We start from the raw sequence: 12,092 nt of genomic DNA, 5'->3' as shown, positions 1-12,092 counted from the left end.
CTTATGGAAGGATCGTTTACCATTACTTTACAAATAGTTATCACTGTTTTGGCGGGCATTAGCGCACAGGTACTAGCAGAATATTTTCAAGTTCCCAGCATAGTTTTTTTACTAATTTTAGGTATTTTACTGGGTACAGACTGCTTGAATATCTTGCATCCTCAAAGTTTGGGTGTAGGGTTAGAAGTTCTGGTAGCTCTTTCTGTAGCAATTATTCTGTTTGAAGGCGGTTTGAATTTAGAGCTAAGAGAATTAGGTAGAGTTTCGGGCAGCCTGCGTAACTTAGTTACTATAGGTACTCTAATTACCTTAATTGGTGGGGGAATGGCGGCTCACTGGTTGGCTGAATTCCCTTGGGCGATCGCCTTTTTATACGCTTCTTTGGTTGTAGTAACAGGTCCTACGGTAATTAGTCCTCTACTCAAACAAGTAAAAGTCGATCGCCGAGTTGCAACCTTATTAGAAGGGGAAGGCGTTTTAATCGATCCTGTAGGGGCGATTTTGGCTGTGGTGGTGCTTAATACGATTTTGAATACCAATGCGGCTCCTATAGAAGTAATGAGTGGATTGCTGCTGCGTTTGGGAATTGGAGCTACAGTGGGAGGCGTTGGCGGTTGGCTGGTAGGCTTGTTGCTCAAGCGCGACAAACATATTTCAGAAGAGTTAAAAAATTTAGTTGTCTTAGCAGCAGTCTGGGGTTTGTTTGTCTTATCTCAGAGCCTACGTAGCGAGTCGGGATTGATGGCAACAGTGGTAGCTGGTATCGTGCTCAAAGAATCGTCAATACCAGAAGAAAGACTGCTGAAAAGATTTAAGGGGCAACTAACCGTTCTCTGTGTTTCGGTGTTATTTATTTTGCTGGCAGCAGACCTGTCTATAGATAGTGTTTTTGCTTTGGGTTGGGGTAGCGTCTTGGCGGTATTGGTTTTGATGCTCGTAGTGCGCCCCATTAGCGTGGCGTTATGCACCTGGAATAGTAACTTAAACTGGCGACAAAAAGCGTTTTTAGCTTGGGTTGCGCCCAAAGGAATCGTTTCTGCTTCTGTAGCTTCTTTATTTGCGATTTTGCTAACCGAAAAAGGCATTAACGGTGGTGATGCGATTAAAGCCCTGGTATTTTTGACCATTATCATGACCGTATTTCTTCAAGGGTTGACCGCACGTTGGGTAGCTAGCTGGTTAAATATTACCTCGGCTCGTGCAAAAGGAGCGGTAATTATTGGCTGTAATCCTTTAGGTCGCTATATCGGACGTTTATTTCAAGAGCTAGGAGAATCAGTAGTGGCGATCGATACCGATGCTGAAGCCTGTAAAAAAGCCGAAGCAGATGGTCTACAGGTGTTTCAAAGCAGTGCTTTAGATTCGGAAGTTTTAACTGAAGCGGGAATAGAATCAATGGGTACTGTAATTGCTCTAACTAATAATGGTGAGGTTAACTTAGTTTTGGCACAAAGAGCGGTAGAAGAATTTCAGCCCCCTAAAGTCTTAGCGGTATTTCCCCAAACCGAATATAACAACGGTCAGAATAAAACTAAAGTAGATCGGGCTTTTGTCGATAGTCTACCTATCAAAACCTGGAATACATACATTGATGACGGTCAAATTAAATTAGGTACTACAGTTTTACAAGAGTCAGAGTTCTCTCTACAACAGGCTCATTTACAAGCATTGATTAGAGAGGGAGAACTGCTACCTCTACTGGTTAAACGACAAAATATGCTTCAGGTAGCTAAAGCTGAAGAACAATGGCAATTAGGAGACGAAATTATTTATTTGCTTCACGACAGCCGACCCAAGTTGCTTAAGCGTCTCTCTGGTAATAGTCAGTCTTCCCGTCTAGTTTTAGAAAAACTTCCAGAAGTAGAAAAAATACCGATCGCAGCACCCAGATCGGATTCTACAGAAGTTTCAGCATCTAAAGCTGTTTAGCTTGCTGTTGCTAGTTATTTTTATCTTTGAAATAAGTAATTAGATTGAAAAAATAGATTATTTTCTTATATTGACTTAATTTATCGCACTATCATATTAATTAATACATATTAGACATTAAAAAATAGTTCATTATGGATGTCAAAGCAATCTTACTAATCCTAACGGGAGTTTTTACTATTTCTTGCTTATTTTTTGGTACCAAGAACGGCTACTATGATTCCGACAACTATGATGGTAATGGTTCGGCTCATTAATTGGTTCTAAAGGGTTGAGTTAGTAGGCAGCAACAAATAGATCGATACTATGGCGGTTGATTATTGCTGCTATTGACTGCATTACATTTTGTCAAGCCATCTACCAGCGAATAGTGAACAATGAATAGCGAACATTGCTCATTGCTCATTGATAATCGCTCTACCAAATTGCTTGCCAATACGGACGCGTATTGTCATCTCCTGCTGTTTTTAATTTGCTAGTAGCGGTTGTTGAAGCCGTAGAGTAGATATTGTGAAGGGCAATCCGTTGTCAAAAAACTCGAATTCATCAAAAAAGCAAATCGAGCAAAATTCTTGCCAAATTTCCCAAGCTACTACAGTAAAGCTTTATGAGTAAAGTTCGACCCGCTACAGCAAATCCAGTTCCTTTGTCTTGTTTTACTTATGGTGTCGGTCATGAAGATGAAGGAATTTGTTTGCTATTGCAAATTGGCGATCGCCGAATTTTATTTGATTGCGGGCTGAGCAACCTCAAACCATTTCAAGATCTATCGGTTCCACCAGCAGAATTGGTTTTTTGTTCTCACGCTCATGAAGATCACTGTCGTGGTTTGCTAGATTTGCACCGTGCTTTCCCTCAAATGCCTATCTATACTAGTGAAGTAACAGCAAAACTGCTGCCTTTGCACTGGTCGCAACAGCCAGAAACAGAGGCTTCCTGGTATCGCGCTCTTCCCTGGAGAGTGCCAATCGATATAGCTCCCGATCTACAAATAGAATTATATCCTGCGGGACATTTACCAGGAGCAGCAGCGATTGTGGTGACATATAAAACTACAAAGCGTAGCTATCGAGTTGTTTATACAGGAGATTTTTCGGTTTCTAATTTTCAGTTAGTAGAAGGACTGTCAATTGAGAATTTTCGCGAATTATCTCCTGACGTTTTAATTATTGAAGGTAGTTACGGCACTGTGCGACATCCCCATCGTCGCAAGCAAGAAAAGCAGCTAATGGAGCGAATAGACCGCGCTCTTACCGCAGGCAAAAATGTTTTATTACCAGTACCAGTTATTGGTTTGAGTCAAGAAATTCTCAAGCTATTACGTTCGCACCATCAATTTACGGGTCGCGATCTCGATATTTGGGTAGATGAATCAGTAGCGGCAGCCTGTGATACTTATCTTAAGCTATTGTCGCAATTTCCCCTATCAGTACAAAATTTTGCCAAACATCAATCACTGTTCTGGGATGAAAGAGTTTGCCCGCGAATGAGGCGTTTGAGTCAGAAGCGAGTATTTTCTTCTCCGCCCTATAACGTAGTTTTAGCTGACTACCACAGCAATTTACAGCAGTATGTAGACGATAATTCCTGGCTGGTACTATTACCAGAACATCCCCAGCAATATATTCATGAAGATTCGCCTCAGCTAGCCTCTTTTAAAAATTCGCCCCGCTCGACTATTGAAACCTACCTTTTAGCAGAACATAGTGATGGTCGAAATACTACCCAGCTAATTCACAATTTGCGTCCCCAACACGTTGTCCTAGTTCACGGACGTTTGAATTATTTAGTAGAACTGGCAAGTTTAGAAGAGCTACGCAATCGCTATCAGCTACACTCCCCTGCTAATAACAACTTAGTCGAGTTGCCCATTGGCGATCGCTTCCTTCAGCCAATGACTCCCCAACCTATTAGTTATGAAGGAGAATTGAATGAAATTGGCTCGACATTTTCTTTTTCTTTTCCCGATACAATTAGCAGCGATCCGCGCTGGACTAAACTTGCAGATACGGGAATTATAGAAGGTCGTTGGCAGGGGGATGAATTAGTTATTAGAGGGGTATCTCAAAGAGAGTTGCTCAATTCGGCTCAGGAAACTAAATTATCTGCCGATTTAGATTGCTGCAATCGCTGTCTTTATTACAACGGTCAACGCTGCTGGAATCGAGCTTCGCCTCTTTATGGATTTAAAGTCATACCTGAAGGTTACTGTCCCGTGTTTGAACCTAGAGACGACTAGAACTTGTAACTAAACCAGTTAACTCAGGCTACAACATTCGCACTCTCAACTAGATCCTTAATCTCGGTCTGGTTCGGGAAACTGAGGTCGGATTCGCTCGGCTTCGGGGCAATCTTCAGAGGTATTGATTTCGGTATTGATTTTAGATACACAAGCCAGTTTTTGAGTTACGGCACCGATACTATCTAAGCGCACCATTTCTTCCCAAGAACTAATTTCGTCGTCTTCTTCGGTTTCATAGCGGATAGTAACAATATCTCCCTCGAAATCAACAATATGACCATTTTCAATCCATCTTTGTTGATCCCGCAAGAAAATGCAAACTTCACGACCGTCTTGACAGAGTTGATAAATCTTGCGGTGTAGCATGGGTTTCTCCTTTATGAGTAACTCCTGATAATTTTGTTAAAGTTTATCGACTATTGCTATTGTGACACAATCAAACAATTAATTTAAACAGTATTATTTTGGTGTGGGTTGACTTTCTAAGTAGTGTAGGAATTCTAGTAACTCTTCATCTTTGAGATGAAGTCGGCTACGTTTTCCATACCGACTCTTTAAAAAATTAACTCCATCTTCTCTAGTCCAGCCCAAACGCTTGATGTGAATATCAGTTTGATGTTTAATATCTTCAAAATTCACCTCTATGGGTTGCTCTTCTGGCAAGCCAGGCTCAATGTCGGTAGTTAAGTCTTCTCGTGGGGGTTCTAAATCTAAAGCAGAGATTGGGGATTGGGACTCATAAGTTCCTTCAAACAAACTGCCGTTAGTAACTGGAGTTTCTGCTATTGCTGGTGCAGGCAAGTCCGATTGTAATTCGGAAGAATCGGCTTGTTGAAAGTTGTCTATTCCTGTAGTAGTGTCACTTAGTTGCTGCGTTACCGCTGGCTCTTCGACTGGATAATCTGCTGCGGTTTCTGCGCGTTTATTAGCAGGCTCGCTTGGAACTACGGAACGCTCTGGGTTAGTTGGCTTATAATCTGTTTCTGTGTCTGTTTTGGTTGATTGGGCTGCAACTGCTACAGTATCTACGGTATCTAAAGCTAAAGCAGCGATCGCTCTTTCTCTAGCTCGATCTTCAGCCAGTTCTACTCGTTCTGCGGCTGCCAAACCAGTCGCCAGAAGTTCTCCCGATACTCGAACTGAAACTTTAACTAAATAAAGTCCTCGGTCGAGATCGAGCAGTTCACTAACTATACTTCCCTGGGGGTAATGATGGCGAAATTTCGCTAACATAAACTATAAATGTCCTCTCAGTATTTTAGTACTAATTTACAATCGATCCAATCAAAAAAAAAGAAATTTGCCAATTAACTTAGAAAATTTACAATAGATACAGACTAAGCCGATCGTAAAAAAAAGGCGGAGTTTCTGCAATCGGTTCGCGTCAGCAGAAGCAGGTGGCACGTCTGAAAATTTTTACGTGCTTGCGATTGCCGTTACCTCCAGGCAAGGCTTTGATGAACTCGAATATTTTTCGAGTCGCAGCCTATTGAATGCAGGAGCGACATCTGAGAAAATCTTAGCCGCTCCACACCTAACACATGAAGGATAAAGGTGGTAGAAGCTGACTTTAGCAATCGGCGATCGCAGGCTAGATACTCGCGATATAGTATGAAAGCTCTCTTTTTTCGGTCGAGCGTAGAAATCCAAGCGCACACTACTTCGTAGCCGACTGCGATTGCAGCCCAAGGGTAACTGACGTTTACTTAATCAATGCCAGGAGAGTCGGACATACTTTTTTTAGAAAAGATGCTACTTCTATTCAGAGCAACAAGTAAATATTTAGAAAGATATAGTGACACCGACTTACCCTTTCAGATTCAACTTCAATATTTTAAACAAGGATTATTTTTTAGATGGAATTTTCAATCGCTACATTACTCGCTCAGTTTGTAGATGACAAATTAGTTGCTAAAAAAAACCTGGAAAAAAAACTAGGTTGCGAAGATGAAATCAATCTTGAAAAACTGCAAATTACCCTCGATATTCTCGAAAAAATTGGAATTTTGGCAAAAGAAAGAGGCAAATATCGCCGCATATACGAAGATGATGTAGTAGAAGCCAAACTACGCTGTTCGAGTAAAGGTTTTTGCTTTGCCATTCAAGATGAAGAAAATGCCGACGATATTTACGTTAAAGAAAGTCATCTCAGTAATGCCTGGAATGGCGATCGCGTTTTTGTCAAAATTATTAAAGAAGGTAGCCGTCGCCGTTCTCCCGAAGGAGAAGTAAAATTGATTTTGGAGCGTTCCAATCCTTCTTTACTCGCTACGGTAACAGAAAACGAAAAAGGCTATCGAGCAATTCCTCTAGACGATCGCCTGTTATTCGAGCTAGAACTCCAGCAAAATGGTACGGATTTACAGGCGGCTTTGGAGCATTTAGTACACGTATCGGTATTGCGATATCCTCTGGCGCAAAAGCTACCTTTGGGTAAAGTTACCAAAATTCTCGGCAGCGATGCCGAAGCAGCAGCAGATATCGATATAGTTGCCTGCAAACACGATCTATCACAGGAATTTCCCGAAAAAGCGATTTTAGCCGCTTCAGATTTACCATCGCGAGTTCCCGCAGCCGAAATCAAACGTCGCCTCGATTTTAGAGATAAGCTTACATTTACCATCGATACCGAAGCAAATTTAGCCAATAGTACTTGGATTGAAAACGCCTTTACCTTAGAAAAAACTAAAGCAGGCAACTGGCAGTTAGGAATACACATAGCCGATGTCGCTCACTATATCGAACCCGATAGCGTTCTCGATCGCGTGGCTCGTAAACGGGGTGTCTCTGTAGACTTACAAAAAAAGGTTTTGCCAATTTTTGTCGAAAAAGTTAGCAAACTTTGTTCTTTAGTACCGAAAAAAAATCGTTTAACGATTTCAATTACTATTACTCTCGACGAACAGGGCAAAATTATTGAATATCAGATCGCTCCGACAGTTATCTCTGTAGACCATCAGCTTACTTATCAGCAGGCGCAATCACTTTTAGGAAAACAAGATAATGTTCCAGACGAGCTAGCAGTTCTCATCCCAATATTAAATGATTTATTTTTTACCCTGAGTCCGTTAGTCAAAGCGCAAAGACTACAGCGCGGTGGTTTGGAAATTGCTACTCCTGAAGTTCGCAGTCTTTATAAAGACGAAGGAAGATTGGGAGCTATTTTAGCTGTCTCTACTCTGCCAGTCTATTCTTTATTAACCGAACTAACCATTTTGGCAGGAAAAGTAGTTGCCGAGCATTTACAGGCTTTAGAGTTGCCTGGAATTTACTGTACTCAACCAGAACCAGATATAGAAGATCTCGAAGACTTAATTAAATTGGGTGATAATTTAGGACTTCAACTAGATTTAGATGCCGACGAAGAAATTACTTCTCAAGACTATCAACGGCTTACCGAACAGTTTGCTAAATCGTCCGAGACTATGGTACTCAACTACCTGTTGCAAAATACTCTCAAACCGATTAAATACACCGTTCATCCCAGACAACATTTCGGCTTGGCTTATGGAGATGGCTACACTCACTGCATCTCGCCAGGACAAAGATATGTAGATTTATTAGTTCAAAGAAGTTTAAAAGCTTTGTTCGAGCATGGGCGAGATCGCCGTCATAGTCGGACTAAACAAGGCGTAGATTTGACTAGCAGTAGCTGTCACGGTCAGATTAACTGGAAAGTACTACCGCCTGCCATGCAAGAGCAGATGGAAATAGACGTTCAGACAATGCTTCCCTTTCTTAACGACCGCGAAAAATTAGCCGAAGATGCCGAACGAGACTTGGCTGGCTTGAAAAAAGCCGAACAGATGAAAGAACGCACTGGTAATATCTTTGAAGGCTTGATTACTGGCGTACAGTCTTATGGTTTCTTTGTAGAAATTGAAGATTTATTAGTTGAAGGACTGGTTCACGTTAGCTCTCTCAAAGATGACTGGTACGAATATCGCTCCCGCGATAGTTGTCTGGTAGGTAGAAAAAATCAGGCTCGCTACCGTTTGGGCGATCGCGTAGAAGTTGAAGTTAAGAGCGTCGATTATTATCGCCAGCAAATCGATTTGGTTACAGTTGGCAATGGTAGTCAAAGTAATGGTGACTGGGAAGAAGAGTAACTAAAAATTAAGTAGCAAGTAGCAAGTAGCAAGTAATTTATCTCTTATCTTTTTTCTGCTAACAAAATAGTTAAAGCTGAAAGCTACTAAATCAGACAAATACCTAACTGAAACTCAAACTAGTACAACGAAAAACGACATGGTTGAAGATGAAGTAATTGCCCAAGTAATCAATCTCGCTAGTAAAAGAAATTTGCAGGCAGAAGTTTACTATCAATCCAGTAGAGATACTCCGATTGAATTTGCCAATAATCGCCTAAAATCTCTAGAAACTAAAGCTTCGGAGGGCATTGCTTTAAGAGTTATTGATGGCGATCGCCTGGGTTTTGCCAGTTCTAGCGATCTAACTCGCTTGGAAGCCTTGGTAGAAGCGGCAGTGGCTACGGCGGCAGTAGGAGATTTGGTAGACTTTGAGTTTACCAAAAACGTAAATTCTGTTACTTCTGAAAGTAACTATCAGCCTTCTAGCACCGAAGAACTGGTAGAGGTAGGTAAAAATTTTATCGAACGGGTTCGTCAATACAACCCCGATATCTTAGTCGATGTTAGTTTTCATACTCGCGCCAACCAAGTCAAACTATCAACCACAACTGATGTTTATACCGAACGCAGCAGCAAAACTTCGAGTGTAATTCTGTCTGGTAATTTGGTTAAGGGTGAAGACTTTTTACAGGCTTACGCTTACGAAGTCACTCGCGATCGCGCTCCCGACTATGAGGCAATCTTAGCCAAACTGCTGCAAAAATATCGCTATGCCCAACAGGGAGCGACAATTACTAGCGGTTCTTATCCCGTATTGTTTACCCCTGGTGCGGCAGCTAGCACTATCGGTAGGTTGTTTAATACCATTCTTTCTGGTCGTAGCGTGGTGCAAAAATCTTCGCCGCTAGCCGATAAATTAGGGCAAAAAGTTTTTGACGAACGGGTAACTGTTTTTGAAGATCCTAGTATTGGTTCTGGCGCTTGTCCTGTAGACGATGAAGGAGTACCTACCAGTAAAAAAAATCTAATCGATCGCGGCAAAGTCGAGCAGTTTTATTGGGATCGACGCTGGGCAGCGCGTGGTGAGGTAAAATCTAGCGGTAACGGTTTTCGCGGCGGCTTATCTCGTCCCAACCCTAGCTTGGTCAATCTCGGTATTGTCCCTGGAAATACTTCGGTAGAAGATTTAATTGCGGGAATGGATGAGGGAATTATTATCGACCAGGTTTTAGGAGCGGGGCAGTCCAATCAACTAGCGGGAGAGTTTTCCGTTAACGTCGATTTAGGGTACAAAGTCGAAAAAGGTCAAATTGTCGGTCGAATTAAAAATACAATGGTTGCAGGCAATATTTTTGAGGCTTTCGATAGTTTAGTCGATTTAAGCGATCGCGCCGAGTGGGTAGGTAGCAGTTCTTATTTACCTCATATTCTTTTTGGTAAATTGGGGGTTGCCGCCAAACAGTAGGGTAGATTGGGTGAAGCGTAACGTAGGGCAGGGCAATGCTTTGCCCGTAAAGATGTCAATCATTACAGCGATAGGGAGAGCGATGATCGGGAGCAAAAATGCGATGAGATTTTTATTGCCAATTATTTTGTGTTTGGCAACGTTATTAACTGGTTGTGTTCGTTACGATGTCGGAATTAACTTTGACAATCCCCATCGTGGCAAAATCGTACAGCAGATTAAAATTGGCGAACAGTTAACCAGTCTTTCTCAGGCAGAAGCTAAGAAATGGCTAAACAGTATTGAAACGCGAGCGCAAGATTTACAGGGTAAAGTAAAAAGACTAAATTCTCAAGAGATCCTGGTAACTATTCCCTTTGGTAATGGCAAAGAATTAACCGAGAAATTCAATCGGTTTTTTCATAGCGACACGGTACTAACTGCAACTCCCAATCTGCAAGATACGAGCTTGTTAGAATTAGACTCGCAAATGTCTTTGCAGCAGAGCAATTTAATATTTTTAGAACGCAATTTGCTCGATTTAACTATCGATCTGCGGGCTTTAGGAGTACTGTCAGAACAAGGCAAAATAGTTGTCAGTCCTGGTTCGCTGGTTAATTTGGAATTTCAGCTTAATACTCCTTTAAAAGCTCGTAGCGTCTCTAGTGACAACAATCTTCAACCCCTCATCAATACACCAGGACAACCGCTAGTTTGGCAATTACAACCAGGACAAATCAATCATATTAAAGCCGTGTTTTGGCTGCCCAGTCCTATAGGTATTGGTATCGCGGCGATTATCTTGTTAGCTATTTTAGGCTACGTACTTAAGTATGGTCGTTTGCCAGGAGTTGCATAATCGTAAGGAACAAGCCAATGCCTTTCCCGCACTTTTAATGTGAAAAAATTTTAAAGATTAAAGAAAGATAGAATGAATAATGGATTACAAATCAATCTCGATACATAATAATTTTTTTTCATAATTAACTAATTACCGTTCGCTGTTATCTAATAAAAATGTCATTACCTATAGTTGCTATTATCGGTAGACCCAATGTGGGGAAATCCACCTTTGTCAATCGTCTGGCAGGCGACCAGCAGGCAATCGTTCACGATGAGCCTGGAATTACCCGCGATCGCACCTACCGCCCTGCTTTTTGGCAAGACCGCGAGTTTCAGGTGGTAGATACGGGAGGTTTGGTTTTTGACGACGATACGGAATTTTTACCTCTAATTCGGCAACAGGCAATGGCAGCACTGGCAGAAGCTTCTATGGCAATTTTTGTCGTCGATGGACAGGCAGGAGTAACTGCTGGCGATCGCGAAATAGCCCAGTGGTTGCGCCAGCAACAAGTCCCCGTCCTGTTGGCGGTAAATAAGTGTGAGTCTATCGAACGAGGTGCGATTCAGGCAGCAGAGTTTTGGGAGTTGGGTTTGGGCGAACCCTATCCCATATCGGCAATTCACGGTAGCGGTACGGGTGAACTATTAGATGACGCGATCGAACATTTACCATCTGTGGACGAACTAGAAGACAACGAAGAAATCAAAGTAGCGATTGTCGGTCGTCCTAACGTCGGTAAATCTAGTTTGCTCAATGCCTTGACTGGCGAACAACGGGCAATTGTCTCTCCTGTTTCTGGTACTACTAGAGACGCGATCGATATGGTAGTAACCAGGCAAGACAAAACCTATCGCCTGATCGATACGGCGGGGATTCGACGCAAAAAAAATGTCGATTATGGGGCAGAATTTTTTAGCATCAATCGCGCTTTTAAAGCTATCCGCCGCGCCGATGTGGTTTTATTCGTGTTAGATGTTCTCGATGGCGTTACCGAACAGGATTTAAAGCTAGCTGGTCGGATTATTGACGAAGGTAAAGCAACAATTATCGTTCTCAATAAATGGGACGCGGTAGATAAAGATTCGGGAACGATTTATGAATATCAACGCCAAATTATGAGCCGCCTTTACTTTATGGAATGGGCGGAAACTATTTTTGTCAGTGCCTTAAGCGGTAAGCGAGTCGATAAAATTTTAGATGCGGTCGATAAGGCTTACGAGGAATATCGTCGGCGTGTCAGCACTTCAGTAATCAATGAAGTGTTGGAAGATGCAGTTAGCTGGCATTCTCCCCCGACTTCACGTCAGGGCAAACAGGGGAAAATTTACTACGGCACACAGGTCAGTTCGCAACCGCCAACTATAGCTTTATTCGTCAACGATCCCAAGCGATTTAATGATAATTACCGTCGCTACATCGATCGCCAGTTTCGCGAACAGCTAGGGTTTACGGGTACGCCCGTTCGTCTGCTCTGGCGCGGTAAGAAAGTTCGCGACCTCGAACGAGGAACAAATCGGGCAACCAAGGTTTGAGCAGATCGAG

The 12,092-nt window shown here is 42.2% G+C and carries 9 protein-coding genes; 7 read left to right on the top strand and 2 right to left on the bottom strand.

Features of this window, described 5'->3' with window-relative positions; genetic code table 11:
• Positions 1-3 precede the first annotated feature (3 nt).
• The 3 genes from KV40_RS14425 to KV40_RS14415 all read left to right on the top strand — a co-directional run bounded on the left by KV40_RS14425 (position 4) and on the right by KV40_RS14415 (position 4,168).
• Positions 4-1,929: a sodium:proton antiporter gene (locus KV40_RS14425; RefSeq protein WP_036482766.1), complete on the top strand. Its 1,926-nt coding sequence runs from the start codon at positions 4-6 to the stop codon at positions 1,927-1,929.
• Between the two features lie 134 nt (positions 1,930-2,063).
• Positions 2,064-2,186: a membrane protein gene (locus tag KV40_RS36975; protein WP_036482764.1), complete on the top strand. Its 123-nt coding sequence runs from the start codon at positions 2,064-2,066 to the stop codon at positions 2,184-2,186.
• 350 nt (positions 2,187-2,536) lie between these two features.
• The gene (locus KV40_RS14415; RefSeq protein WP_036482762.1) at positions 2,537-4,168 is read left to right on the top strand and encodes an MBL fold metallo-hydrolase; all 1,632 of its coding nucleotides are present in this window, start codon (positions 2,537-2,539) and stop codon (positions 4,166-4,168) included.
• A 57-nt stretch (positions 4,169-4,225) separates the two neighbouring features.
• Here KV40_RS14415 and KV40_RS14410 read toward each other — a convergent pair whose 3' ends face one another.
• Together KV40_RS14410 and KV40_RS14405 are read right to left on the bottom strand one after the other, a co-directional pair.
• A complete protein-coding gene (locus tag KV40_RS14410; RefSeq protein ID WP_036482760.1) occupies positions 4,226-4,537 on the bottom strand; it encodes a DUF6679 family protein in 312 nt (103 codons plus the stop codon).
• Between the two features lie 93 nt (positions 4,538-4,630).
• Entirely contained in the window at positions 4,631-5,404 is a 774-nt protein-coding gene (locus KV40_RS14405; protein WP_036482758.1) for a hypothetical protein, read from the bottom strand.
• Between the two features lie 623 nt (positions 5,405-6,027).
• Between KV40_RS14405 and KV40_RS14400 the strand changes: the two genes are divergently transcribed.
• The 4 genes from KV40_RS14400 to der all read left to right on the top strand — a co-directional run bounded on the left by KV40_RS14400 (position 6,028) and on the right by der (position 12,082).
• Entirely contained in the window at positions 6,028-8,280 is a 2,253-nt protein-coding gene (locus KV40_RS14400) for a ribonuclease R family protein (protein WP_036482755.1), read from the top strand.
• Positions 8,281-8,419: 139 nt separating this feature from the next.
• A complete protein-coding gene (locus tag KV40_RS14395) occupies positions 8,420-9,727 on the top strand; it encodes a TldD/PmbA family protein (RefSeq protein WP_036482753.1) in 1,308 nt (435 codons plus the stop codon).
• A 103-nt stretch (positions 9,728-9,830) separates the two neighbouring features.
• Positions 9,831-10,565, top strand: a complete 735-nt coding sequence (locus KV40_RS14390; protein WP_253274264.1) for a DUF3153 domain-containing protein — start codon at positions 9,831-9,833, stop codon at positions 10,563-10,565.
• 158 nt (positions 10,566-10,723) lie between these two features.
• Complete coding sequence (gene der, locus KV40_RS14385) at positions 10,724-12,082, top strand: ribosome biogenesis GTPase Der (protein ID WP_036482751.1); 1,359 nt, start codon at positions 10,724-10,726, stop codon at positions 12,080-12,082.
• Positions 12,083-12,092: the final 10 nt, after the last annotated feature.

The organism is Myxosarcina sp. GI1 (assembly GCF_000756305.1).
Taxonomy (GTDB): domain Bacteria; phylum Cyanobacteriota; class Cyanobacteriia; order Cyanobacteriales; family Xenococcaceae; genus Myxosarcina.
This window is presented reverse-complemented; position numbering and strand designations above follow the sequence as displayed.

Excerpts from the sequence above, each read along its gene's own strand:
- KV40_RS14415 (WP_036482762.1), top strand. The coding sequence starts at position 2,537 with ATGAGTAAAGTTCGACCCGCTACAGCAAATCCAGTTCCTTTGTCTTGT.
- KV40_RS14425 (WP_036482766.1), top strand. The coding sequence starts at position 4 with ATGGAAGGATCGTTTACCATTACTTTACAAATAGTTATCACTGTTTTG.
- KV40_RS14400 (WP_036482755.1), top strand. The coding sequence starts at position 6,028 with ATGGAATTTTCAATCGCTACATTACTCGCTCAGTTTGTAGATGACAAA.
- KV40_RS14390 (WP_253274264.1), top strand. The coding sequence starts at position 9,831 with ATGAGATTTTTATTGCCAATTATTTTGTGTTTGGCAACGTTATTAACT.
- KV40_RS14405 (WP_036482758.1), bottom strand. The coding sequence starts at position 5,404 with ATGTTAGCGAAATTTCGCCATCATTACCCCCAGGGAAGTATAGTTAGT.
- KV40_RS36975 (WP_036482764.1), top strand. The coding sequence starts at position 2,064 with ATGGATGTCAAAGCAATCTTACTAATCCTAACGGGAGTTTTTACTATT.
- der (WP_036482751.1), top strand. The coding sequence starts at position 10,724 with ATGTCATTACCTATAGTTGCTATTATCGGTAGACCCAATGTGGGGAAA.
- KV40_RS14395 (WP_036482753.1), top strand. The coding sequence starts at position 8,420 with ATGGTTGAAGATGAAGTAATTGCCCAAGTAATCAATCTCGCTAGTAAA.
- KV40_RS14410 (WP_036482760.1), bottom strand. The coding sequence starts at position 4,537 with ATGCTACACCGCAAGATTTATCAACTCTGTCAAGACGGTCGTGAAGTT.